Consider the following 22,863-nt stretch of genomic DNA (forward strand, 5'->3'; position numbering starts at 1 on the left):
AAGGGCTCGACACGAACGGATAAGAGGGACGCATGAAAGAGATTCAAAACATCGTGATCCTGACCGGCGCGGGCGTGTCGGCCGAGAGCGGCATCGACACGTTTCGCGACGGCGGCGGATTGTGGGAACAGCACCGCGTCGAGGATGTCGCGACGCCCGAGGCCTTTGTCCGCGACCCCGACCTCGTCCACCGTTTCTATGACGCGCGGCGCGAAGCGATCCAGTCGAAGGTGCCGAACGCGGCGCATGACGCGCTGGCGCGGCTCGATGCGGCCTGGCCGGGCGAATTGCTGATCGTGACGCAGAATGTCGACGATTTGCACGAGCGCGCGGGAGCGAAGCGGCTGATCCATATGCATGGCGAGCATCTGAACGCCTGGTGCACCGGATGCGACACGCGCAGCCGCTGGACCGGCCCGCTGATCGAGCGGCCTGCCTGTCCCGCGTGCGGTGTCGCGGGGCTGCTGCGTCCCGACGTCGTGTGGTTCGGCGAGATGCCCTATTATATGGACGCGATCTATCATGCGCTGAACCGCGCCGACCTGTTCGTGTCGATCGGGACGTCGGGCGCGGTCTATCCGGCGGCGGGCTTCGTGCGCGAGGCGCGGGCGAGCGGGGCGCGGACGCTTGAGCTCAACATGGAGCCGAGTCAGGGGTCGCACTGGTTCGGCGAAGCGCGGCACGGACCGGCGAGTGTGCTGGTGCCGGCTTGGGTGGAGGAAATGCTGGGCGCCTAGCGCCGCGCCGCGAAGAAATCCCGGAGCAGGGCCGCCGCTTCGCCCGCCCCGATGCCATCGTAGATTTCGGGGCGGTGGTGGATCGTCGGCTGGCTGAACACGCGCGGGCCGTGGACGACGGCACCGCCCTTGGGATCATCGGCGCCATAATAGAGGCGCGCGATGCGGGCGTGGGCGATCGCGCCGGCGCACATCGCGCAGGGTTCGAGCGTGACATAGAGGTCGCAGCCGTCGAGGCGGTCGTTGCCGAGTCTGGCGGCGGCGGCGCGAATCGCGACGATTTCGGCGTGGGCGGTCGGGTCGTGCGATTCGCGAGGGCGGTTGTGGCCTTCGGCGATGATCACCCCGTCCTTGACGATCACCGCGCCGACCGGCACTTCGCCCGCGTCCGCGGCGGCTTTGGCGAGGTTCAGCGCGGCGCGCATCGGTTCGGGCAGGGGAAATTGCGGCATCGCTTTTCCCGCTAGTCCCTTGACGAATCTGCGGCAAGCCGATAAGCGCGCGCCTTTCCCGGCTCACTCCGGTCCTGCAGCCCCCGATTTATCGGGAAGCGCCCGGACGCCGAACCGAAATTTTTTGTACGAGGACAGATATCATGTCGCGCATCTGCGAACTGACCGGCAAGGGTCGTATGGTCGGCAACAATGTCAGCCACGCCAACAACAAGACCAAGCGCACCTTCCTGCCCAACCTGCAGAATGTGACCTTGCTGTCGGACGCCCTCGGCAAGGGTTTCAAGCTGCGCGTGTCGACGCACGGCCTGCGCACCGTCGAGCATAATGGCGGCCTCGACAACTGGCTGATCAAGGCCGGCGACGACCAGCTGTCGGCTTCGGCGCGCAAGCTGAAGAAGGACGTGGTGAAGAAGCTGGCCGAAAAGGCCGCTTAAGCTTCCCAAGCTTTCGAATCGCATGGAGGCCGCCGGTTTACCGCGCGGCCTTTTTGCTGTCCGGCAGGTCGACGAGCTCGAACTTCAGCAGCAGGCTGCGCTGCCAGCTGTTGAAATTGTCGTCGGCGACGAGCCAGACGAAGGTGCGGCCGTCCTCGACCGCCACCGCGGCGCCCTCGTAATTTTCGCGCAGCGGTTCGGGCACCTGCCCGATCGCCACCGAGCGGACGATAGCGCCTTTCCGAATATCGGCGGGGTCGACGATCGCCAGCGTCGTCGTGAACAGCGGACCCAGCCCGAGCCGGCGGTGGACGAGCAGGATGCGCCCGTCGGGCAGCGGCGCGGCGTCGCTGACCTGACCCTTGCCCTCGGCGTCATAATAGAAAAGCAGCGGCGGCCTGCCCGGCACCGCGGGGTCGTCGGTGTAGACGAGCGCTTCGGTCCCGTAATCGTTGCGGTCCTCGCCTTCCGAAAAGAGGATGGTGCGGCCGTCCTTGAGCCGCACCATCGCCTCGGGTCCGCGATTCGCCGGCCAGCGGTAGAGCGCGGGCGAGCGGCGGCGCGATTCGACGCGGGTCAGCCCGGCATCGATGCGCCAGACCTGGTTGATCCCCTCGAGCGCGATCCACAGCTTGCCGGTGACGGGATCGCGCACCATCGCCTCGGCATCGGTGAACGCCTTGCGCTGCGGGCTGCGCGGCGGGGTCGGCAGCGCGGCGATCGCCACGTCCGACACCGATCCGTCGGCGCCGAGCGTCAGCCGCGTCGCCTCCCCATTATCGCCGATCAGCAGGAAGCGCCTGTCGCCGCGCAGCGCCAGCGCCGAAAAGCCACCGAACATGCTGTTCGAACTGGTCAGCCGCCAGCCCTCGACAAAACGCAAGGTGCCGCCGGTCGCGGCGGGATAGAGGAGCGGTCGCGCACTCGCCGCCTGGCTCCGGTCGACCACCGGGTAGCGAAAACCGGTCCATGGCACCGGCCCGAGCGTCAGGAAGATCAGGGCAGCGGGAAGGAGGCGGCGCATCGCCCGGGGCCTAGAGCGATCGGCGGACAAAGGAAAGCGCGGCAAAGCGTCGCCGAAGATGAACCGCGGGCAACGCAGCCTGAACGCCAGCCAACAATGATGTTCAGGCTAAGCTCAATGCGAATCACCTAGAACCTCTTTCATCGACCACCGCCCCAAAGGGCCGAAGACGAAAGAAGGAGACAGAAAATGAAAAAGATGGTGACCCTCTCGATCGCCGCCCTGATGTCCACCGCGACGCTGGGCCTGGCAGCCACTCCCGCCGCGGCGCAGAACGGTTATTACAACCGCGACGGCTATTCGAGCTATGACGCCCGCTATGGCCGCGACGACCGCCGCTATGACCGCCGCGACAATCGCAATTACGACCGCCGCGATTACCGCAACGACCGCCGTTACGACCAGCGCCGCTACAACAACCGCAACTATCGCCAGTGCGATAACGGCACCGGCGGCACGGTGATCGGCGCGATCGCCGGTGGCCTGGCCGGCCATGAAATCGCCGGCCGCGGTGACCGCACGCTCGGCGTCATCCTCGGCGGTGCCGTCGGCGCCATCGCCGGCCGCGCCATCGACAAGGGGAATGACGGCTGCCGTTAAGGGCTGACCCGACCTCCAATAATCTCTTCCTACCTTGTTCCCCGTCCGGTTTCGTACCGGGCGGGGTTTTCTTTTGGGTTGGGGGCGGAGCGATCGGGTGCGAACATAAGATCCTCCCTGTCGCGCAGCCATGGGGAGGTGACAGCGCGAAGCGCTGACGGAGGGGCATTGGCGCGACGTTGCGGCCCCTCCACCATCCGCTACGCGGATGGTCCCCCTCCCCATCGCTGCGCGACAGGGAGGATTTTGACGTCCAACGTTCCACACCCCACCCCTCAAGCCGCCGGGGTTGCCATCGCGCGCGCCCGCGCCTAATCTTGCCCCCAAGTGCACGTCCGGTCTTCGGGCGCGTGAGAAACAGGTAAGAATAGCCATGCGGCAAATGGCAGCGCCCCAGGGGCGGTCGCCGCGGCCCGGGGCGGCGGCGGCGCAGAACAGGGAAAGCCCGAATCGGCAGGCGCCGAACGGCAATCCCCGCCCGGCGCCCTTCACGCGGCCCAAAAGCTATGCCGCGATCGACCTTGGCACCAACAATTGCCGGCTGCTGATCGCGCGTCCGCAGGACGGCGAGCTTGTCGTCATCGACGCCTTTTCGCGCATCGTCCGGCTCGGCGAAGGATTGCACGGCAGCGGGCGGATCAGCGATGCCGCGATGGACCGCGCGGTCGCCGCGCTCGCCGTCTGTGCTGACAAATTGCGCCGCCGCCACGTCAGCCTGTCGCGCGCGGTCGCGACCGAGGCGTGCCGCCGCGCGAGCAACGGACAGGAACTGGCAGACCGGGTGAAGCGCGAAACCGGCATCGTGCTCGACATCATCGCCCCCGCCGAGGAGGCGCGGCTGGCGGTGCTCGGTTGCCACAATCTGATGGAACCCGGCGACGGCCCGGCGCTGATCTTCGACATCGGCGGCGGATCGACCGAGTTGATGCACGTCGAGGGCGACGGCCATGACGTCGCGATTCGCGACTGGGTCAGCGTGCCGTGGGGCGTCGTGTCGCTGACCGAACATGCGTCCGCCGAGGGTGCGACGATGGCCGACCGTCAGGCCGGCTATGCGCAGATGCGCCAAGTCACCCGTGACGCCTTTGCCGCCTTCGCCGCGCGCGCCGAACGCTATTCGGGCCAGCCGCTGCGCCTGCTCGGCACCAGCGGCACGGTGACGACGCTCGCCAGCGTCTTCCTCGACCTGCCGCGTTACGACCGGCGTGCCGTCGACGGGCTGGTCGTGCCGTGTGATGCGATGCGCGACATCAGCCGCCGCCTGGCGGAGGCGAGCATCGCCGACCGCGCCGAAATCGGCTGCATCGGGCGCGAACGCGCCGATCTGGTCGTCGCGGGCTGCGCGATCCTGGAGAGCATCATCGACCTGTGGCCCGCCGCGCGCGTCGGGGTCGCCGACCGCGGCATCCGCGAAGGCATATTGCGCACGCTGGCAATGCAGGGCCGCGACGTGCCGGTCACCCGCCGCGAGTATCGCAAATGAGTCAGGACAAGGGCGGCAGCAAGGGCGGCGGCGCTAAGGGTGGACGGGGCGGACTCCATGTCCGCGTCAAGACCGCGAAGAAGCGCAGCACATCGTCGACGCGCTGGCTGTCGCGGCAATTGAACGATCCCTATGTGCGCCGCGCACAGGCCGAAGGCTATCGCTCGCGCGCCGCGTACAAGCTGATCGAACTCGACGAGAAATTCAGCTTCGTCAAAAAAGCGCGCGCCGTCGTCGACCTGGGGATCGCGCCGGGCGGCTGGTCACAGGTGGTGCGCAAGACCAACCGGCGCGCGAAGATCGCCGGCATCGACCTGCTCGAATGCGAACCGATCGAAGGGGTCGAGATCCTGCAGATGGATTTCATGGACGATGCCGCACCCGACGCGCTGATCGAGGCGCTGGGTTCCGCCCCCGACCTGATCCTGTCGGACATGGCGGCGAACACCGTCGGCCATCCGCAGACCGACCATCTGCGCACGATCGGGCTCGCCGAAACCGCCGCCGATTTCGCGGTCCGCACGCTGCAGCCCGGCGGCAGCTTTGTCACCAAGGTGTTCGCGGGCGGTGCCGATCATAGCCTGCTGACGCTGCTCAAGCAGAATTTCGCCACGGTGAAGCACGCCAAGCCGCCGTCGAGCCGCAAGGGGTCGCCCGAGATGTTCGTGGTGGCGCAGGGGTTCAAGGGGCGCAAGGCGAACGTGCAAGATCAGGCCAGCGACGGCTAGCGACCGATTGTCGCCCTATTCTTCATTGTCACCCCGGACTTGATCCGGGGTCCCGCTTTAGGTCGAAGTCTGCGGATGCTTCAAAAGTGGGATCCCGGATCAAGTCCGGGATGACGAAATGGAGTGGGCGGCTTTCCACCCAAAAGCCGTCATTCATTTCATCGCACCCTATGATCCACATCATTGCCGAGCGATTCCAACACCGATACACAGCCATGGTCGCAGCCATGCTATCGCTCGCCGCGTCTGCGCCACGATCAACCGGGGAATGACAATGCGCCGAATCGCTGGAAAATCCATCGCCTTGCTGACGATATCGGCCTTTGTCCTCGCGAGTTGCGGTGGCGGGGGCGGCGGTGGAAGCGGGGCGCCGCCGGTGACGGTCACCCCGACGCCGACCCCTACCCCGACGCCCACCGCGAGTTGCGGCCTGTCGGCGCGGCAGGATTTCGCCAAGGCGGTGATCGACGAATGGTATCTGTTCCCCGGCGACGTCGCGACCGGGGTCAACAAGGCGAGCCACAGCAGCGTCCAATCCTATATCGACGCGCTCGTCGCGCCGGCGCGCGCGGCGAACAAGGACCGTTTTTTCACCTACATCACCTCGATCGCCGAGGAGAATGCCTTTTTCTCGAGCGGCGCCAGCGCGGGTTTCGGCGTCCGGCTGACCTATAATCCGTCGACCCAGCGCGTCGTCATCGCCGAAGCCTATGAAAGCGCGCCGGCGTTCGCCGCGGGGATCGACCGCGGCACCCAGATCACCGCGATCGGGACCAGCGCGGCGAATCTGCGCAGCATCGGCGACATCGTCGCCGCGAGCGGCACGGGGGGCATTACCGACGCCCTGGGTCCCAGCACGGTGGGCACCACGCGGGTGCTGCGGATCCTCGACGCCAATGGCAGCAACCAGCGCGACGTCACCGTGACCAAGGCCGATTTCGAGATCGACCCGATTTCGGACCGCTATGGCGCCAAGATCATCACCGAGGGCGGGAAGAATTACGGCTATATCAACCTGCGCACCTTCATCAGTTCGGCGAACCCGCAGTTGCGCGCGGCCTTTCTCAACTTCCGCAACCAGGGGGTGACCGACATCGTCATCGACTTCCGTTACAATGGCGGCGGGCTGGTGAGCACGGCCGAGTTGATGGGCGACCTGCTGGGGCGCAACCGCAATGCCAGCGAGCTGTTTTCGCGCACCGATTTCCGCCCATCGAAAGCGGCCGAGAATGACCGGCATTTCTTCACCAGCCAGCCGGAATCGATCGCGCCGACGCGAATCGCCTTCATCGGCACCGGATCGACGGCATCGGCGAGCGAACTGGTGATCAACGGCATGCTGCCCTATCTGGGTTCCAGCATGACGCTCGTCGGCAGCAACACCTTTGGCAAGCCGGTCGGCCAGATCGCGCTCGACAAGGCCGAATGCGACGATCGGATGCGCGTCATCGCCTTCGCCACCGGCAACGCGTCGGGGGCGAGCGACTATTTTACCGGCCTCGCGCCCAAGATCGCCAACAGCTGCGCGGCGGCGGACAATCTGTCGGTCCAGCTCGGCGATCCCAACGAGGCGTCGCTGCGGTCGGCGATCGATTTCCTGGCCGGGCGGAGTTGCGGGGCGCGGATCACGAGCGCCGACAGCCGGGTCGCATCGAAGAGCCTGACGCCAAGCGCCGTGCCCGCGCTCGAAATGCTGGAAAGCGAAACGCCGAGCGCCGCGCAGCGCGAGATGCCCGGGCTGTTCTGACCCTCTGGGCCGTTCGGACGAAGAAGGCCGCGCACCGTGCCGGGCAAAGCCGAGCGCGCTTGCCCCGGTCCACCGCGTCATGATAGCGTGTCGCCACAACCCAAAATCGTGAAGGGCGGCAACGCATCGCCCCGTCCGGCATAACATCGTCGAGGCTCCGCGGGGACTGCATGTCCGCGAGCGATAGAAATCATCGGGGACATGGCATGGTTACACCGCAAGAGTTTCCCATTTCGCGGCGCGGGCTGATCGCCGGCGGTGCCGCCTCGGTCGCCGCGGTCACCGTGGCGCCGCCTCTTGCAGCCGATGCGACAGCCGGCAAGGCGGCCGCCCCGCCGCCGACGGCGCGCGTCGCGTTCGAGGTCAACGGCACGCCGCACGACCTGGAACTCGACACGCGCACCACCCTGCTCGACGCGCTGCGCGAGCATCTGCGCCTGACCGGGACCAAGAAGGGCTGCGACCACGGGCAATGCGGGGCCTGCACCGTCATCGTCGACGGGCGGCGGATCAACAGCTGCCTTTCGCTCGCCGTCCAGCACGACGGCGACAAGATCACGACGATCGAAGGACTGGGCCTGCCCGGCACGCTGCATCCGATGCAGCAGGCCTTCATCGCCCATGACGGGTATCAATGCGGTTATTGCACCCCCGGCCAGATCTGTTCGGCGGTCGCGGTGCTGGGCGAGATCGCGGCGGGCGTTCCGAGCCATGTCACCGCCGACCTGACGGGCGCGCCTCAAGTGACCGCGCGCGAACTGCGCGAGCGGATGAGCGGCAACATCTGCCGCTGCGGCGCTTATTCGAACATCGTCGACGCGATCGCCGATGTCGCGGGGGTGAAGGCATGAAGAGCTTCACCTATGAGCGGGCCGCAAGCCCCGCCGCCGCCACCGCCGCCTTTGCGAAGACCAAGGGCGCGCGCTTCATCGCGGGGGGCACCAATTTGCTCGACCTGATGAAGCTGGAGATCGAGACCCCGGCGCATCTGATCGACGTCAGCCGGCTGTCGCTCGACACGATCGCGCCGACGGCGGAAGGCGGGCTGCGGATCGGGGCGATGGTGTGCAACACCGACCTGGCCGCCGACGCGCGGGTGCGGCGCGACTATGGGCTGGTATCGCGCGCGCTGGTCGCGGGCGCGTCGGGGCAATTGCGCAACAAGGCGACGACCGCGGGCAATCTGCTCCAGCGCACGCGCTGTCCCTATTTTTACGACATCAACCAGCCGTGCAACAAGCGGAGGCCCGGCAGCGGTTGCGCCGCGATCGGCGGTTTCAGCCGGCTGCACGCGGTGGTCGGGGCGAGCGACGCGTGCATCGCCACCCATCCGAGCGACATGGCGGTCGCGATGCAGGCATTGGATGCCGTCGTCGAGACGGTCGACGCGGCGGGCAAGGCCCGCGCGGTTCCGCTCGCCGATTTCTATCGCGCACCGCTCGACACGCCGCATCTCGAAACAATGCTGGCGCCGGGCGAATTGATCACCGCGGTAACCCTGCCCAGGCCCGTCGGCGGCACGCATATCTATCACAAGGTCCGCGACCGGGCGTCCTATGCCTTTGCGCTGATCTCGGTCGGGGTCGTGGTGCAGAAGGACGGCAGCGGCCGGGTCGCGCTCGGCGGGGTGGGGTACAAGCCCTGGCGGGTGAAGGCCGCCGATGCCGAGATGCCGCGCGGCGCCAAGGCGGTGGCCGCGGCGCTGCTGACGGGCGCGAAGACGAGCCACGAAAACGCGTACAAGCTGCCGCTGGTCGAGCGCACGCTCGCCGCGGTGCTGGCGCAAGCGAAGGGTTGAGCCATGAAGTTCGACACGCCCGCCACCGACAATCCGATCGACCGGCTGAAGGTCGTCGGCAAGCCGACCGACCGGATCGAGGGACCGCTGAAGACCAGCGGCACCGCGGCCTATGCCTATGAACGCCACGACGCGGCGGCGAACCAGGCCTATGGCTATATCGTCGGCGCCGCGATCGCCAAGGGGCGGATATCGTCGATGGACATCGCGGCCGCGAAGGCGGCGCCGGGGGTGCTGACGGTCGTCACCGCCGCGAGCGCCGGGATGCTCGCTAAGGGCGATTTCAACACCGCGAAGCTGCTCGGCGGGCCCGAGATCGAGCATTATCACCAGGCGATCGCGCTCGTCGTCGCGGAGAGTTTCGAACAGGCGCGCGCCGCCGCGGCGCTCGTCCGCGTCGATTATGTGCGCAGCAAGGGCCAATTCGACCTCGCCAAATCGCTGGACGGCGCGGTCAAGCCGCCCGCCTCGTTCGGCACCGAAGCCGACAGCCGCTTCGGCGATTTCGATGCGGCCTTTGCGAGCGCGCCGGTCAAGCTCGACGCGCGCTACACCACGCCCGACCACAGCCATGCGATGATGGAGCCGCACGCGTCGATCGCGAACTGGGACGGCGACAGGCTAACCCTGTGGACGTCGAACCAGATGATCGACTGGTCGGTCGGCGACGTCGCGAAGACCTTGGGCATCGCGAAGGAGAAGGTCCGGCTCGTCTCGCCCTATATCGGCGGCGGGTTCGGCGGCAAATTGTTCGTCCGCGCCGATGCGATCCTCGCCGCGCTCGGCGCCAAGGCGGCGGGGCGGCCGGTCAAGGTCGCGCTGCAGCGGCCGCTGATCATCAACAACACCACCCACCGCCCCGCGACGATCCAGCGCATCCGGCTGGGCGCGACGACCGACGGCAAGCTGACCGCGATCGGGCACGAAAGCTGGTCGGGCGACCTCAAGGGCGGCGGCCCCGAAACCGCGGTCGGACAGACGCGCCTGCTCTATGCGGCGCCGCACCGGATGACCGCGATGCGGCTGTCGGTGCTCGACCTGCCCGAAGGCAATGCGATGCGCGCGCCGGGTGAGGCCCCCGGGCTGATGGCACTGGAAATCGCGATCGACGAGATGGCCGAGAAACTGGGCATCGACCCGGTGGCGCTGCGCATCCTCAACGACACGCAGGTCGACCCCGAAAAGCCCGAACGGCGTTTTTCGCAGCGCCGGCTCAACGAATGCCTGACGCTGGGCGCCGATAAATTCGGGTGGAAGGACCGCAATCCCAAGCCGGGGCAGACCCGCGACGAGCGCTGGCTGGTCGGCACCGGGGTCGCCGCGGCGTTCCGCAACAATCTCAACGGCAATTCGGCGGCGCGGGTGCGGCTCGAGCGGTCGGGCAAGATCGTCGTCGAGACCGACATGACCGACATCGGCACCGGCAGCTATACGATCATCGCGCAGACCGCGGCCGAAATGATGGGCGTGCCGATCGAGCAGGTCGAGGTACGGCTCGGCGACTCGCTGTTTCCCGTCTCGGCGGGGTCGGGCGGGCAATGGGGCGCGAACAGCTCGACCGCGGGGGTCTATGCCGCCTGCGACAAGCTGCGCGGAATTGTCGTGCAGACGCTGGGTCTCGATCCCGCCGACGCCCTGTTCGAGAATGGCAAGGTCCGGTCGGGCGGCAAGAGCGTCGCGCTGACCAAGGCGTCGGCCGACGGCGATCTCGTCGCCGAGGACATGATCGAATTCGGCGACCTCGCCGAGAAAATGCAGCAATCGACCTTTGGCGCGCATTTCGTCGAGGCGGCGGTCGACAGCTACACCGGCGAAATCCGCATCCGGCGCATGCTCGCGGTGTGCGCAGCGGGCCGCATCCTCAACCCCAAGGCGGCACGCAGTCAGGTCATCGGCGCGATGACGATGGGCGCCGGCGCGGCGCTGATGGAGGAACTGGCGGTCGACAAGAGGTTCGGATTTTTCGTGAACCACGACCTCGCCGGCTATGAAGTGCCGGTCCACGCCGACATCCCGCATCAGGAGGTGATCTTCCTCGACGAGGTCGACCCGACGACGTCGCCGATGAAGGCGAAGGGCGTTGGCGAACTCGGCATCTGCGGCGTCGCGGCGGCGGTCGCCAACGCCGTCTATCATGCGACGGGCATCCGCGTGCGCGACTATCCGGTCACGCTCGACAAGCTCATCGGCCGGTTGCCGGAGATCGCATGACGCCGGAAGGCGGGGTTCAGGCGCGCGGCAGGTCGGCCGGTCGGTCGATATCGTTCAGCTGTCCGGCGGGTGCGGCGACGAGCGCAGCCGAGGCCAGCATGGAGCGCCCCCCCTGGTCGCCGCTTGCCTCCTCAAGCGCCGCGAACCGCGACCGCGCGAACAGCGCGGGCGGCATCGGCACGCCGTCGCGGCCCGACGCGACGACCGGCGCGGCGTCGGGGTCGAAGCGGGCGAGCAGCGCCGCGAGATGGCCGGCGCGCACGAAGGGCATGTCGGCAAGGCACAGCAGCGCGGCGCGCTCCACCCCCGGCGATACCGCGCCGATGCCCAGCCGCAGCGATTGCGACAGCCCGCGCTCGGGACAGGGATTGGCGACGATGTCGAACCCCCGGTCCGCGAGCAGCGCCGCGACCGGGCCGTTCCGGTCAGGGCAGACCGCGATCCGGCGCGCGGGCGCGAGGTCGACGATCGCCTGCGCGGCGTGGAGCAGCAGCGGCACGCCGCCCAGCGGCGCCAGCAATTTGTCATCGGCGCCGAAGCGGGTCGAGCGCCCTGCGGCGAGGAAGATCGCGACCACCGCATCCCGATCGATCATCGTCTCGCCTCCCGCCGCGCCTGCCCCACCCTGTCCCGCATAATGGCCCCGCTGGCAATCACCCCCGCCGACATCCTACGCTTCGCGCAAGACTGCGCCGCGCAGGGCGTCGTGCTGGTGACCCTCACCGGCATCGCCGGATCGTCCCCGCGCGCGATCGGCGCGCAGATGGCGGTCGCGTCGGACGGCAGCTATCGCGGTTCATTCTCAGGCGGCTGCATCGAGGCGGCGATCGTCAGCGAAGCATTGTCGGCGCTCGCGGCGGGCGAAAGCCGCCGCGTCCGCTTCGGCGCGGGGTCGCCCTATATCGACATTCGCCTGCCGTGCGGCGGCGGCATCGACCTGTTGTTCACGCCGCGCCCCGACCCGCACATACTCGACGATATTCTGGCGCGCCTCGACGCCCGCGAACCGGCGGGCTTGTGGATAAAGGGCGACGGCATCGCCATCGCGGAACCCGGAACGGTGCCGGCGGGGTGGTCGGACGACGCCTTTTGCGTGCGCTATGTTCCGCGCCTGCGCATCGCCGCGATCGGCCATGGCGAGGCGCTGGTCGCGACCGCGCGGCTGGCCCGTTTTTTTGGCGCCGAAACCTTCGCCTTTTCTCCGCTGGCGGACGATGTCACGGCGGCATCGGGGGACGGGATCACGGTGGCGCTGCTCGAAACCCGGACCAGTCCCCCGGCGCTGGCCACCGATCCATGGACGGCGTTCGCCTTTCTGTTCCACGATCATGAGTGGGAAGATGCGCTGCTGCCATGGGCGCTTCGTGGCCCGTATCTGTTCGTCGGCGCGATCGGCGGATGGCAAAGCCGGGCCAACCGCCGCGACATGCTGCGCCGCGCGGGTTTCGACGACGCCATCATAGGCCGGTTCGAGGAGCCCGCCGGTCTGATTCCCGCGACTCGCGACCCGGCGACGCTGGCGCTGTCGCTCGTCGCCGAGATCGTCGCCGCATATCAGGAGCGATATGGCGGCGGCGCCTGCGAGGGCTGAGCCCCCGGACCATCGGCGTTACCCGAAATGCACCGCCGCTTACCTGCCGCCGGTCTGGCGATACCACCACCGGGATGTTCTGGTCACCGACAGAGCGAGGACGACAGGGAGGCGGCGCGTGGCGGATGAGAAAGAAGCGGGCCGGTCGACAGCCTCCCCCATGTTGCTGCGCCGGCGCAGCGTCCTGGGTTCGCTGGCGGTGGCGGGCGTGGCAAGCGGCCTCGCCAGCGCCGCGCCCGCGATCGCCGCGCAAGGCGCCCGCGCGGATTTCATCGTAGTTGGTGCCGGGGTGTTCGGCGCCTGGACCGCGTGGAACCTGCAACGCCGCGGCAACCGAGTGCTGTTGCTCGATGCGTGGGGCGCCGCGCACAACCGGGCCTCGTCGGGCGGCGAGACGCGGCTGATCCGGACCGAATATGCCGGCAACGAACTTTACACGCGCTGGGCCTGGGCGTCGCTCGCCGAATGGCAGGCGCTGTCGCGCCGGCATGAAACGCCGATATTCCACCCGACCGGCGCGCTCTACATCTATCCCGAGGACGGCGCGAAGATCGACGAAAGCATCGCGCTGCAACGCGGCCTCGGCATCCCGATCGACAAGCTGACGCGCGTCCAGTTGGACCAGCGGTGGCCGCAGATCGATTTCGACGGCATCGCGGTGGGCGTCATGCAGCCAACGATGGGGGCGCTGATGGCGCGCCGGAGCGTCCAGAACCTGGTCGCGGAATTTATCGCGGCGGGAGGGACCTATCGCAAACTCGCGGTCGATCCGCCGCGATCGGACGCATCGACGCTGGCGTCGATTGGCGGCGGCGGGGAGACATTGAGCGCCGACCGCTTCGTCTTCGCCTGCGGCCCCTGGCTTCCCAAGCTGTTCCCCGAGGTCGTCGGCGGCCGCATCGTCCCGACGCGGCAGGATGTCTTTTTCTTCGCACCCGGCGCGGGCGACACCCGTTTCGAGGCGCCGCATTTCCCCGCCTGGGTCGATGTCAGCAGCAAGGACCTGCACTATGGCTTTCCCGACATCGAATCGCGCGGGTTCAAGATCGCGCTCGATGGCCATGGCCCAAAATATGATCCCGACACCGGCGACCGCCGGATATCGGACGCGGCACTCGCCGATGTCCGCGCCTATCTGGCGCGGCGCTTTCCCGCCCTCGCGCAGCGGCCGCTCGCCGAAGAGCGGGTTTGCCAGTATGAGAATAGCGACAACGGCCATTTGCTGATCGACCGGCATCCGCAATGGGCGAATTGCTGGATCGTCGGCGGGGGCAGCGGGCATGGGTTCAAGCACGGACCGATGGTGGGCCGCCATGTCGCCGATCTGGTGCTCGGCACCGGCAGGGCGGAACCCGATTTCGCGCTGGCAGCGCACAAGGTCCATGGTTGAAGCGAGGGGGACAGGGATGAGCAGAACCGGCAAGGCCTTTGCATCGAGCGTCGCGGCGCTGTTGCTCGTCGCGGGATCGGGGGGTGTTTCGGCACAGCCCGCCGCCGAGCCTATCGCGACGCCTTACGCGATGCCGTCGACGCAGATGTGGGACATGACGTCGGACGTCGGCCGCAAATACCGTATCTTCGTCTCCTACCCCGGTCAGGGCGAACCGCCAGCAGGCGGCTATCCGGTGCTCTATGTCCTCGACGGCAATGCGAGCTTCGCCAGCTTTGCCGAGGCGCGGCGGATCCAGGAATATGACGCGATCGGCAAGGTGATCGTCGTCGGCGTCGGCTATCAGACCGACATGCCCTATGCCGAGGAGCGCAACGAGGATTTCATCGTCATGGACGACCCGCCGCCCGGAAAGCGGCTGGGCCGCAGCAAGGGCAAAAGCGGCCGCGACGAGTTTCTCGATTTCCTGACCGGCAAGCTGCGCACCGAGATCGGCAGCCGGTTCAAGATCGATCCCGATCGCCAGGCGCTGTTCGGCCATTCGTTCGGCGGCCTGTTCGCGCTCCATACGCTCTATAGCAAGCCGCAGGCGTTTCATTCGATCGTCGTCGCCAGCCCTTCGCTCGAACTCGACGCGGGGGTGCTGCGCGACGAGCGCGATTTCGTCGACCGACTGGAGGCGGGCAAGGTCGGCAAGACGAGCCGGGTGATGGTCATCGTCGGCGGACGCGACATCGACGACGATCCCGAACCGGCGCGCGCACTGGCCGACCGGTTCGATCGCCTGTCGGGCCATGGCCTGCGCGTGCGGTTCAAGCGCTATGAGGAGGAAGGGCATATGACGGTGCCCGCCCGCGCGGTGACCGACGTGCTGCGGTTCGCCTTTGCGATGCGTTGAACCGGGGGCCGGTCAGGCCGGCATCAGATTCTTGTGGATGACGCCGTCCTTGACGATCAGCAGCAGGTTGCGTGCATAATCCTCGAGCAGGCGCAGGTCGTCGAGCGGATTGCCGCGCACCAGCAGCATGTCGGCCCAGGCGCCCTCGCGGATCACCCCGAGCGGCGCCTGCCGATAGGGGTTGCGGCGCCCGCTGCGCGCGAAGAGCTCGCAATTTCCCGACGTGACGATGCGCAGCACCTCGGCATTCGAATAGATCGCCCCGAAGCGCGGGAGCATGGCGTTTTCGGTGCGCGAGGTGCGGGTGCGCGAAAAGAGGTCGGTGCCGAACGCGACCTTCACCCCATGTTTCTTCGCCAGCCGGACCCCCGCCTGCCAGCCCGCGCCGCCGAGCGATTCGGCCGCCTTCGCCTGTTGTTCGTCGGTGAGGAGATTGTCGCCATTCTCGAACGGCTGGATCGAGAGCCATGCGCCTTTCGCGGCGATCAGCGCCGCGGTCGGGTCGTCGATGGCATGGCCGTGCTCGATCGAGATCACACCGGCGTCGAGGCAGCGGCGTACCCCCGCCGGGGTATAGGCATGGGCGCAGGCATAGGTGTCCCAGTCGGTCGCCGCCTGAACGATCGCCCGCATCTCCTCGAGCGTATATTGCACCGTGTCGATCGGATCATGGTCCGACGTGACGCCGCCGCCCGCCATGATCTTGATCTGCGAGGCGCCGCGCTTGAGCTGTTCGCGCGTCGCCGCCAGCACCTCGGGGACGCCGTTGGCGACCGCGGTCATGCCCTTTTGCTGGCGCGGCGAGGGCTGGCCGCCGAGCGCGGTCGGAAGTTCGCCGACCGGTTCGGGATCGCCATGCCCCGAGGTCTGCGAGATCGCCGCGCCGCTGGGATAGCAGCGCGGCCCGGGCATGATGCCGCGGTCGATCGCATTCTTGATCCCGAAGATCGCGCCCGCGGTGTCGCGCACGGTCGTGAAGCCGCGCATCAGCTGGAACTCGGCATCCTTGAAGATCATCGCGATGTGGGTGGCGTCGTCCGACCCCATCCAGGGGACGCCGCGGACCGCCGCCATGTGCCAATGCGCGTCGGTCAGCCCCGGCATCAGCGTCTGCCCGGCGCCGTCGATCAGCGTCGCGCCGGGCGGGACGGGAATATCGCCCGCCGCGACCGCGTCGATGCGATTGCCGGTGATACGTATGTTGCGCGGCTGGCGACCGCTGCGGGTGCCGTCGAACAGCTGGACGTTGCGGATCAGGATCGTCGCGGGCGGCGCATCAGCCGCCGAGGCGGCCGCGAGCGGGGCGAGCCCCAGGCCGGCGAGCACGGCGCGGCGTGTCGGGTGAAAAGTCATCGGTCCTCCGCCATCGGCGCATCGTGCTGTGCGGGCGACCCCGCCGCAACGGCCAGATCGTGCACCCCGGGGGGACCAGCTATTTGCCGCGTTTCCGGTCAGCGCGTTCGCGGTCGATCTGCGCCACCCACTGCTCGGCGGTCAGCGGCCCGGTGCCTTCGAAATGGACATGGTCGGCCATCTTTTCGCGCACATCGACATAATAGAGCGCGCCGGTCGGCAGGCCCATTTGCTTCGCCTTCGCCGCCATCGCGGCCTCTTGTTCGGTCGTCGGTTTGGGGCGCGCGGGTTTGTAGAGGAGGACGTCCCAGCCTTCGCCGCCGGCGTGGAGGAACAGCTGGGTCGGCAGCTGGCCGCCGGCGATGCTGACCTGGTCCCATTTCGCCATGTCGCGGATGAACTCCTCGGTCTTGCCGGGCACCAGTCGGAACATCTCGAACACCGGCGCGGTCATCTCGACCGCTGCGGGATCGGCGGCCTTTTCCTTCGCCGCGACCGGCGCGGCGAGGCTGAGCGCGAATAAGGCAAAAGTCAGACTACGCAGCATCGGGTCCCTCCATCTGTGATGCGCCAGCCTGCGCTGCGCCCGGCGCGGCGGCAAGGCCGGAGGCGGGTGGCGCATTCGACAAACGGGTAAGGCCGATCTTCGATCTTACCCTTATCGGACCCGATTACCCGTTTGCCGCCGTTCCGCGTCCAATCCGGCCCCTTTAGATTGTCGCGGGAACCCCGGTTGCGAACCTTGGCAGAAAGGCGAAGACGATGGACGATATCAGCCGCCGCGCGCTTCTCGCCGTTGCCGCCATGGGCGCGGTGGTCGCACCGGCCGCTGCCGCCGCCGGCTCATCCCGATTCAGGCTCGAACGCGCATCGGAGGGCTTCAACAAATTTAAGGCGGTGCACGAAGGGCTGGGCGAACTCGGCGTCCGCCTGTTCGATTTCGGCGGGGCATCGGCGCCCGCGCACTTCATGATCTATGACATTCCCCCCGGCGCCAGCGAGGGGGTGCATTTGCACAATCTCAGCGATCCGGCGCTCGGGCCCTATGAGGAATATTACTATATCGTCGCGGGGCGGGGGACGATGACCGTCGACGGCGAAGGATTTCCGGTCACGGCGGGCGACCATGTCTTTGCGCCGCTCGACAGCTGGCGCGGCATCGCCAACAGCGACGCGAAGGACAATCTCAAGGTCTTCCTGACCTATATCGACCGGTCGACCTAGCCGGCCGGAGCCTTGGGCAGCCGCAGCGGGCGGATCCAGACCTGGCGGTCGCCGACATGCACCGGCTGCGCGGTCGCCGGGCGCTTCGCCGCCAGCGTCCGACCGGCCGCGTCCAGCCCATAGCGCGTTCGCCGCCAGCTGATCTCGGGCAGCTTCGCCTTCGCCGCCAGTTCGAACTCGACCTCGAGCCGGCGGCAGGTGCGGCCGGTGCAGCCGATATAGACGGGCTTGCCCCGGATCGCCGGGCGTGCGCCGTTGACGCGGATGTTCCGCATCGCATCGCCATCCTCGATCAGCAGTTCCTGCCGGTCGGCCGAGGGTGCGACCAGGGCGAGGCGGATGGTGCGGCGGTTGCCGGCGACGGTATCGGAAAGGATTTCGATGCTGCCATCGTCGGCGATCGCGGGCGCGGGGGCGCGCCAATAGCCCTTGTCGTCGGGTTTCGCCGCGAACTTCGCCTGCGCGGCGATGGCCGCCGGGACCGGTCCATTGTCGTCGATCAGGAAGGTCGCCTTTCCAGCATCATCCTCGTGGACGATGGTCAGGTGGCGCGGCGCCTCGCGCGTATAGGCCGGGACCATGAATGCGGCGACGAACGCGCCCAGCATGATGGCCGCAAAGATCGCCGGTGCCGGGCGCGTCGCCCGGCCCGCGCCGGGGAGGCAGAAGAGGAACAGGAAGACGAGCAGCAGCGTCGCGGGAGCGGCATGCTCGACGAACAGCCCTTCCTCCAGCCCCCCGCCGAGCGGCAGCGCGATGAGCAGATAGACGATCGCCGCGCCGACGAGCAGCCAAGGCACCGCCCGCCGCGCCGCCGGGATGAATGCCGCAGCCGCAGCCGCGATCACCAACGGCATCGACCCGGCGGCGAGGATCGTCAGGCCGGGGACAAAGGCGAAGGCGGCGAGGATGAGGATGGCGAGCCAGCACCAGGCGGCCGCCGCCCCGCGCACCGGATTTTCCTCGCGCGACAAGGCCAGCACGGCGGACGCGCCGGTCAGCGCCGCGGCAGCATAAAGCAGGCGGAAGGCGACAGGATGAGCAGTGCCGAACGCTGCCTCGGGGCGCAACGCCCCGACGAGCATCGCGACACCGATCGCCAGGCCGGTGCCGGCGACAAGCGCCAGCACCGGGATGAAGGCGCTGCGGACGCGGCGCGCGGTCCCGCCGCGCCGGTAAAGGACAATCGCCGCGATCAGCCCCAGCCCCACGACGACCACCGCGACGATCTGCGGCAGTTCGAGCAGAAATTTCCGCGCGACATCGGTGTATACGCGTTGGCCCTCGGCGCCCTCGCCGCTCGCGGACGCGAAACGCTCGACCGCCGACAGCGTCGTCGCGCCCATATGGCGTACCGAATTGCGGTCGAGATGCGCGAGATTGTCGAGCGGGGTGTGATAGCGCTTGCCGCCGCCGATGATCGAATAATTGCCGGCATCGACGCCGAGCGGCAGCAGCATCGTGAGGTCAGTATCATTCGGAAGCAGTTCGTAGAAATCGGTCGCGAGCGAATTGGCCGACGGCAACGGGCGGCCGATCGCGGCGGTATCGCGCCCGTTCGGGCTGCTCGTCTGGAACATGTTGACGCCGCCGGTCGTCCCGCGCGCCTCCATATTGACCACCGCGCCGACCCGCTTCGCTAGCGGATCATGCGCGGCAAAGGCGGCGGCGCCGACGAGGCCCGCTTCCTCGGCATCGGTCAGCACGACGAGCACGGGCCGTGTCAGCGTCCGCCTCTTGAGTTGGTGGGCAATCTCCAGCGCGACCGCGACGCCGATACCGTCGTCGGCGGCGCCCGGCCCGGCGGGGACCGAGTCATAATGGGCGGCGATCATCACCGCGTCGTCGCCGGGCGGCGTCACCCAGAAGGCGATGTTGCGCGGGCGGGCGCAGATCGCCGCGCCCTCGCGAATGTCGTTGCAGTGGAAGCGCTCGTCGATCTGCGGGGAGAATCCTTCCTTGCGGATTTCGGCGAGCAGCCGCGCCTCGACCGCGTCATTGGCGTCGCTGTCGGTCGGATGCGCGCGCTCGTCGCCGAGGATCGTGGTCAGGCGCGCGACCGCGCGGTCGGCGTCGAAGGGCGTCGACACCGAGGAGGGCGCATCGACGCCAAAGGGGCGCAGCGTCCACAGCGCGAGCAGGATCAGCCCGACGATGATGCCGCGCCATGTGCCGCTCTTGCCTAGCTCCGCCATTCTGCCCCCCCAAAGTCACCCGCTAACCGATGTTTGCCGAAGTTTCGCGCGGCAGCAACAGGATCATCGTCGCGGCGACCAGACCACCCAGCCCCATCACCAGCGAAACGAGGAGCAGGCTGCCTCCGTTGGCGAAGAGCGCGCCCGCGACGACCGGTCCCAGCGCCGACCCGCCGCGACCAATGCCGATCACGAAACCCGTCCCGCTCGCGCGCAAGGCGGCGGGATAGGCCTGTGCGAGCAGCGGGTACATGCCGACGACACCCGCGTTGATGAAGAAGGCGGCGATCGCGACGGTGATCGACAGCCGCGTCAGGTCGGCGCCCGCCACGCCGAACAGGCCGATCGCCACGAACCCTGCGAGCATCGCCCCCGCCACCAGCGGACGGAGCGCGAAACGCTGGCTGGCGAGTCCGATCAGGACGGCCCCGGCCAGATTGCCGACATTCGCAGCGACCAGCACGCCGCCCGCCTGAGCGGCATCGAAGCCCATGTCGACGACGATCTTGGGCACCCATTTCTGGATATAATAGAAGAAGAGAATCTGGGCGAAATAGGCGACCGTCAGCAGGATGGTGATCCGCGCGAATCCCGATCCGAACAGCGTCGCGATCGAGGGTTTGAGCGCCTGCGCGGGCGGCGGCGGCAGTGCCTCTACCGGGGCATGGCCGATACGGACCAGCGTACGGTTCACGCCGTCGATCGCCCCCGCCGGACGCCTTGCGATCAGCGATTCGATCGATTCGGGCAGGAAGAAATAGGCGAGCGGGATCATCGCCGCCGACGCGATCGCGCCGAGCATGAAGACCGATCGCCAGTCGCCCGTTTCCGCTAGCAGGCGCGACGCCAGCAGCCCGCCGAGGATCGCCCCGGTCGAATAGCCCGCGATGTTGAGCGCGACATTGAGTCCACGCCGCGTATCGTTCGAGAATTCCGCGACCATCGCACTGGTCGACGACAGCATGCCGCCGATGCCGATGCCGGTTAGGAAGCGCACGGCCGACAGGCTCGTCACCCCCTGCGCATGCATCGCGGCATACATGCCGAGCGCCATGACGACGAGGCAGCAGAGGATCGTCGGACGCCGCCCGACGCGGTCGGCGACATTGCCGATCAGCACCGATCCCGCCGCCATGCCAAGCAATTCCATCGACAACACGATGCCGAGGGTGGCTTTGTCGACCCCCCATTCGTCCGCGATCCCCGGTGCGGCGAAGCTGATCGCGAGCACATCGAAGCCGTCGAGCGCGTTGAGCGCGATACACAGTGCGACGACGACGATCTGGAGCGTGCGCATCGGCGCCGCGGCGATCGTCGCCCTGGGGTCCTGATTCATGGCGTGACTCTCCCGCCGGTCGCGTGCCGAGCGGCCGCGCCGGTCCTTCGTTGTTCCGGATTGTGCGTTATTTCAGCCGGGCGAGATGTTTGGCGGCGATCGCCGCCATCTCGGGCCGCCGTTCGAGACAGCGCGACACCGGTCCCACCACGACCACCGACAACAGCCGATCGCCGCCGGGCAGCGGCAGCGCGATGCCGGCGAGATCGGGGGTATATTCGGTGTTGCTCTGATGCCAGCCGATCGCCGACGCCTCGTCGAGCCGCGCCTCGACCGCCGCGGCGGTCACGGGCGTGGTCGGCGAATAGCGGACAAAATCGATCTTGCGATACAATCGCGCGCGCTCGTCGCGGGGCATCTGCGCCAGCAGCGCACGCCCCGCCGATGTCGCGTGGATCGGTACCCGGTCGCCGACCTGCGCGAAATAGCGCACCGGCTGCGGCGATTCGGCGACGTCGACGAAGGTCGCGAAGGTTCCGGCCGGCGCGGCGATGGCGACCGTCTCGCCCGTCGCCTGCATCAGGTCGCGCGCCAGCCGCTGGACCCGATCGGGCAGCGGTTCGGCCCGCGTCACCGCATCGGCCAGCACCAGCCAGCGCGGGCTGGGGTAATAGCCGCCGCGCCCGCGCGGTTCGTAGAGGTAGCCCTTCGACGCCAGCGTCGCGACGAGCTTGAAGGTGCTCGACCGCGGCCAGCCAAGGTCCTCCGCCATTTCGGCGGCGGTCGCGGGCCGCAGCCGTTTCGCGAAATATTCGAGGATTTCGAGCACATTCGCGGCCTGCCGCACGATCATGATGATATTCGCCTGAAAAGGGTCGTGACATCCCATATGGCCGAAGTCCGGCGCCCCGAAAAGCCGTGAGCATTTCCGGGTGCCCACCCATCGTCAGCGCGCCGTAAAGCCGCCGTCGACGGGCAGCGCGACGCCGGTGACGAAACTCGCCTCGTCCGACACCATCCACAGCACCGCATCGGCGACCTCGCCCGCCTGGACGAGCCGCCCCATCGGCACATTGGCCATCAGCTTCGCTTCGTTCGCCGCCGCCTCCGCCGGGTCGCCGCTGCGCCCGGTGAAGCCGATCTTCATCGGCGTGTCGGCGAGGCCGGGGCAGACGACGTTGACGCGGATCTTGTCGCCGGCGAGCGCGAGCGCGAGGCTCTTGGTCAGCCCGACCACACCCCATTTGGCGGCCGAATAGATCGGGCTCATCATCGAGCCGACAAGCCCCGACACCGATGCGGTGAAGACGATCGCGCCGCCGCCGCGCTGGCGCATATGCGGCGCGACCTGTCCGGCGCCGAGCGCCGCCGCGGTGACGTTGAGCGCGATCGCCTTGTCATAGGCAGCCATGTCGAGATTTTCGACCGATGCCGGTCCGGGCATGCCGGCGTGCGCCCACAGTATGTCCGCGCCGCCGAGCGCCGCGACCGCTTCGTCGATGCTGCCCGTCGCGCCGGCGGGGGTCGACAGGTCGGCGACGATGCCGGTGACCCTGTCGGCGCCGAAATCGGCGACGAGCGCATCGAGCGCATCCGCGCTGATGTCGATCGCGGCGACGCGCGCGCCTTCGCGCACGAAGCGTTCGACCCCCGCGCGGCCCATGCCCGATGCGGCAGCGGTGACGATGGCGAGTTTGCCGTTGAGGCGCATGATGTCTT

Annotated in this window: 22 protein-coding genes; 13 read left to right on the plus strand and 9 right to left on the minus strand. The window is 68.1% G+C overall.

Features of this window, described 5'->3' with window-relative positions:
• Positions 1-32: 32 nt before the first annotated feature.
• The gene (locus EEB18_RS09360) at positions 33-737 is read left to right on the plus strand and encodes an NAD-dependent deacylase (RefSeq protein WP_187140036.1); all 705 of its coding nucleotides are present in this window, start codon (positions 33-35) and stop codon (positions 735-737) included.
• On the opposite strand, the gene tadA is transcribed toward EEB18_RS09360, so the two are convergent.
• Positions 734-1,189: a tRNA adenosine(34) deaminase TadA gene (gene tadA / locus EEB18_RS09365; RefSeq protein ID WP_056344905.1), complete on the minus strand. Its 456-nt coding sequence runs from the start codon at positions 1,187-1,189 to the stop codon at positions 734-736. The two genes, EEB18_RS09360 and tadA, sit on opposite strands and share 4 nt — an antisense overlap.
• A gap of 143 nt (positions 1,190-1,332) precedes the next feature.
• On the opposite strand from tadA, the gene rpmB reads away from it, so the two are divergent.
• Positions 1,333-1,626: a 50S ribosomal protein L28 gene (rpmB, locus tag EEB18_RS09370; protein ID WP_056344908.1), complete on the plus strand. Its 294-nt coding sequence runs from the start codon at positions 1,333-1,335 to the stop codon at positions 1,624-1,626.
• A gap of 37 nt (positions 1,627-1,663) precedes the next feature.
• Here the strand turns inward: rpmB and EEB18_RS09375 are convergent, their stop codons facing one another.
• Positions 1,664-2,650, minus strand: a complete 987-nt coding sequence (locus EEB18_RS09375) for an esterase-like activity of phytase family protein (protein ID WP_187140035.1) — start codon at positions 2,648-2,650, stop codon at positions 1,664-1,666.
• Between the two features lie 189 nt (positions 2,651-2,839).
• Here EEB18_RS09375 and EEB18_RS09380 point away from each other — a divergent pair, with 189 nt between their 5' ends.
• The 7 genes from EEB18_RS09380 (at position 2,840) to paoC (ending at position 11,217) form a co-directional block, all read left to right on the plus strand.
• Positions 2,840-3,250: a glycine zipper 2TM domain-containing protein gene (locus tag EEB18_RS09380; protein WP_056344913.1), complete on the plus strand. Its 411-nt coding sequence runs from the start codon at positions 2,840-2,842 to the stop codon at positions 3,248-3,250.
• Positions 3,251-3,623: 373 nt separating this feature from the next.
• Complete coding sequence (locus EEB18_RS09385; RefSeq protein ID WP_187140034.1) at positions 3,624-4,733, plus strand: Ppx/GppA phosphatase family protein; 1,110 nt, start codon at positions 3,624-3,626, stop codon at positions 4,731-4,733.
• Positions 4,730-5,461: an RlmE family RNA methyltransferase gene (locus EEB18_RS09390; protein WP_187140033.1), complete on the plus strand. Its 732-nt coding sequence runs from the start codon at positions 4,730-4,732 to the stop codon at positions 5,459-5,461. Before EEB18_RS09385 ends, EEB18_RS09390 begins: the two co-directional genes overlap by 4 nt.
• A 274-nt stretch (positions 5,462-5,735) precedes the next feature.
• Complete coding sequence (locus tag EEB18_RS09395; RefSeq protein WP_187140032.1) at positions 5,736-7,208, plus strand: S41 family peptidase; 1,473 nt, start codon at positions 5,736-5,738, stop codon at positions 7,206-7,208.
• Positions 7,209-7,414: 206 nt separating this feature from the next.
• Positions 7,415-8,059 carry an aldehyde dehydrogenase iron-sulfur subunit PaoA gene (paoA, locus tag EEB18_RS09400; protein WP_187140031.1) on the plus strand — a complete coding sequence of 215 codons (645 nt, stop codon included), beginning with the start codon at positions 7,415-7,417 and terminating at the stop codon, positions 8,057-8,059.
• Positions 8,056-9,006, plus strand: coding sequence for an FAD binding domain-containing protein (locus EEB18_RS09405; RefSeq protein WP_187140030.1), 951 nt, complete (start codon positions 8,056-8,058; stop codon positions 9,004-9,006). Before paoA ends, EEB18_RS09405 begins: the two co-directional genes overlap by 4 nt.
• A 3-nt stretch (positions 9,007-9,009) precedes the next feature.
• Positions 9,010-11,217, plus strand: coding sequence for an aldehyde oxidoreductase molybdenum-binding subunit PaoC (paoC, locus tag EEB18_RS09410; protein ID WP_187140029.1), 2,208 nt, complete (start codon positions 9,010-9,012; stop codon positions 11,215-11,217).
• A 16-nt stretch (positions 11,218-11,233) separates the two neighbouring features.
• Here the strand turns inward: paoC and EEB18_RS09415 are convergent, their stop codons facing one another.
• Entirely contained in the window at positions 11,234-11,812 is a 579-nt protein-coding gene (locus EEB18_RS09415; protein WP_187140028.1) for an NTP transferase domain-containing protein, read from the minus strand.
• Positions 11,813-11,854: 42 nt separating this feature from the next.
• Between EEB18_RS09415 and EEB18_RS09420 the strand changes: the two genes are divergently transcribed.
• The 3 genes from EEB18_RS09420 to EEB18_RS09430 all read left to right on the plus strand — a co-directional run bounded on the left by EEB18_RS09420 (position 11,855) and on the right by EEB18_RS09430 (position 15,096).
• The gene (locus tag EEB18_RS09420; RefSeq protein ID WP_187140027.1) at positions 11,855-12,808 is read left to right on the plus strand and encodes an XdhC family protein; all 954 of its coding nucleotides are present in this window, start codon (positions 11,855-11,857) and stop codon (positions 12,806-12,808) included.
• Between the two features lie 118 nt (positions 12,809-12,926).
• Positions 12,927-14,198 carry an FAD-dependent oxidoreductase gene (locus EEB18_RS09425; RefSeq protein ID WP_187140026.1) on the plus strand — a complete coding sequence of 424 codons (1,272 nt, stop codon included), beginning with the start codon at positions 12,927-12,929 and terminating at the stop codon, positions 14,196-14,198.
• 16 nt (positions 14,199-14,214) lie between these two features.
• Positions 14,215-15,096, plus strand: coding sequence for an alpha/beta hydrolase (locus EEB18_RS09430; protein WP_187140025.1), 882 nt, complete (start codon positions 14,215-14,217; stop codon positions 15,094-15,096).
• Positions 15,097-15,108: 12 nt separating this feature from the next.
• Here EEB18_RS09430 and EEB18_RS09435 read toward each other — a convergent pair whose 3' ends face one another.
• Both EEB18_RS09435 and EEB18_RS09440 read right to left on the minus strand, forming a co-directional pair.
• A complete protein-coding gene (locus tag EEB18_RS09435; protein WP_187140024.1) occupies positions 15,109-16,449 on the minus strand; it encodes a metal-dependent hydrolase family protein in 1,341 nt (446 codons plus the stop codon).
• A 79-nt stretch (positions 16,450-16,528) separates the two neighbouring features.
• Complete coding sequence (locus EEB18_RS09440; protein WP_187140023.1) at positions 16,529-16,996, minus strand: hypothetical protein; 468 nt, start codon at positions 16,994-16,996, stop codon at positions 16,529-16,531.
• 215 nt (positions 16,997-17,211) lie between these two features.
• Here EEB18_RS09440 and EEB18_RS09445 point away from each other — a divergent pair, with 215 nt between their 5' ends.
• Positions 17,212-17,673: a cupin domain-containing protein gene (locus EEB18_RS09445; protein WP_187140022.1), complete on the plus strand. Its 462-nt coding sequence runs from the start codon at positions 17,212-17,214 to the stop codon at positions 17,671-17,673.
• Here EEB18_RS09445 and EEB18_RS09450 read toward each other — a convergent pair.
• The 4 genes from EEB18_RS09450 to EEB18_RS09465 all read right to left on the minus strand — a co-directional run bounded on the left by EEB18_RS09450 (position 17,670) and on the right by EEB18_RS09465 (position 22,855).
• On the minus strand, positions 17,670-19,868 hold the full coding sequence (locus EEB18_RS09450; RefSeq protein WP_187140021.1) for a M20/M25/M40 family metallo-hydrolase: 2,199 nt from the start codon (positions 19,866-19,868) through the stop codon (positions 17,670-17,672). The two genes, EEB18_RS09445 and EEB18_RS09450, sit on opposite strands and share 4 nt — an antisense overlap.
• A gap of 22 nt (positions 19,869-19,890) precedes the next feature.
• Positions 19,891-21,204: an MFS transporter gene (locus EEB18_RS09455; protein WP_187140020.1), complete on the minus strand. Its 1,314-nt coding sequence runs from the start codon at positions 21,202-21,204 to the stop codon at positions 19,891-19,893.
• 67 nt (positions 21,205-21,271) lie between these two features.
• Positions 21,272-21,997, minus strand: coding sequence for an IclR family transcriptional regulator (locus tag EEB18_RS09460; RefSeq protein ID WP_187140019.1), 726 nt, complete (start codon positions 21,995-21,997; stop codon positions 21,272-21,274).
• A 93-nt stretch (positions 21,998-22,090) separates the two neighbouring features.
• Positions 22,091-22,855 carry an SDR family NAD(P)-dependent oxidoreductase gene (locus EEB18_RS09465; RefSeq protein WP_187140018.1) on the minus strand — a complete coding sequence of 255 codons (765 nt, stop codon included), beginning with the start codon at positions 22,853-22,855 and terminating at the stop codon, positions 22,091-22,093.
• Between the last annotated feature and the right edge of the window lie 8 nt (positions 22,856-22,863).

This window comes from Sphingopyxis sp. OPL5 (assembly GCF_003797775.2).
Classification (GTDB): domain Bacteria; phylum Pseudomonadota; class Alphaproteobacteria; order Sphingomonadales; family Sphingomonadaceae; genus Sphingopyxis.

Excerpts from the sequence above, each read along its gene's own strand:
- EEB18_RS09360 (WP_187140036.1), top strand. The coding sequence starts at position 33 with ATGAAAGAGATTCAAAACATCGTGATCCTGACCGGCGCGGGCGTGTCG.
- tadA (WP_056344905.1), bottom strand. The coding sequence starts at position 1,189 with ATGCCGCAATTTCCCCTGCCCGAACCGATGCGCGCCGCGCTGAACCTC.
- rpmB (WP_056344908.1), top strand. The coding sequence starts at position 1,333 with ATGTCGCGCATCTGCGAACTGACCGGCAAGGGTCGTATGGTCGGCAAC.
- EEB18_RS09375 (WP_187140035.1), bottom strand. The coding sequence starts at position 2,650 with ATGCGCCGCCTCCTTCCCGCTGCCCTGATCTTCCTGACGCTCGGGCCG.
- EEB18_RS09380 (WP_056344913.1), top strand. The coding sequence starts at position 2,840 with ATGAAAAAGATGGTGACCCTCTCGATCGCCGCCCTGATGTCCACCGCG.
- EEB18_RS09385 (WP_187140034.1), top strand. The coding sequence starts at position 3,624 with ATGCGGCAAATGGCAGCGCCCCAGGGGCGGTCGCCGCGGCCCGGGGCG.
- EEB18_RS09390 (WP_187140033.1), top strand. The coding sequence starts at position 4,730 with ATGAGTCAGGACAAGGGCGGCAGCAAGGGCGGCGGCGCTAAGGGTGGA.
- EEB18_RS09395 (WP_187140032.1), top strand. The coding sequence starts at position 5,736 with ATGCGCCGAATCGCTGGAAAATCCATCGCCTTGCTGACGATATCGGCC.
- paoA (WP_187140031.1), top strand. The coding sequence starts at position 7,415 with ATGGTTACACCGCAAGAGTTTCCCATTTCGCGGCGCGGGCTGATCGCC.
- EEB18_RS09405 (WP_187140030.1), top strand. The coding sequence starts at position 8,056 with ATGAAGAGCTTCACCTATGAGCGGGCCGCAAGCCCCGCCGCCGCCACC.
- paoC (WP_187140029.1), top strand. The coding sequence starts at position 9,010 with ATGAAGTTCGACACGCCCGCCACCGACAATCCGATCGACCGGCTGAAG.
- EEB18_RS09415 (WP_187140028.1), bottom strand. The coding sequence starts at position 11,812 with ATGATCGATCGGGATGCGGTGGTCGCGATCTTCCTCGCCGCAGGGCGC.
- EEB18_RS09420 (WP_187140027.1), top strand. The coding sequence starts at position 11,855 with ATGGCCCCGCTGGCAATCACCCCCGCCGACATCCTACGCTTCGCGCAA.
- EEB18_RS09430 (WP_187140025.1), top strand. The coding sequence starts at position 14,215 with ATGAGCAGAACCGGCAAGGCCTTTGCATCGAGCGTCGCGGCGCTGTTG.
- EEB18_RS09435 (WP_187140024.1), bottom strand. The coding sequence starts at position 16,449 with ATGACTTTTCACCCGACACGCCGCGCCGTGCTCGCCGGCCTGGGGCTC.
- EEB18_RS09440 (WP_187140023.1), bottom strand. The coding sequence starts at position 16,996 with ATGCTGCGTAGTCTGACTTTTGCCTTATTCGCGCTCAGCCTCGCCGCG.
- EEB18_RS09445 (WP_187140022.1), top strand. The coding sequence starts at position 17,212 with ATGGACGATATCAGCCGCCGCGCGCTTCTCGCCGTTGCCGCCATGGGC.
- EEB18_RS09450 (WP_187140021.1), bottom strand. The coding sequence starts at position 19,868 with ATGGCGGAGCTAGGCAAGAGCGGCACATGGCGCGGCATCATCGTCGGG.
- EEB18_RS09455 (WP_187140020.1), bottom strand. The coding sequence starts at position 21,204 with ATGAATCAGGACCCCAGGGCGACGATCGCCGCGGCGCCGATGCGCACG.
- EEB18_RS09460 (WP_187140019.1), bottom strand. The coding sequence starts at position 21,997 with ATGATCGTGCGGCAGGCCGCGAATGTGCTCGAAATCCTCGAATATTTC.
- EEB18_RS09465 (WP_187140018.1), bottom strand. The coding sequence starts at position 22,855 with ATGCGCCTCAACGGCAAACTCGCCATCGTCACCGCTGCCGCATCGGGC.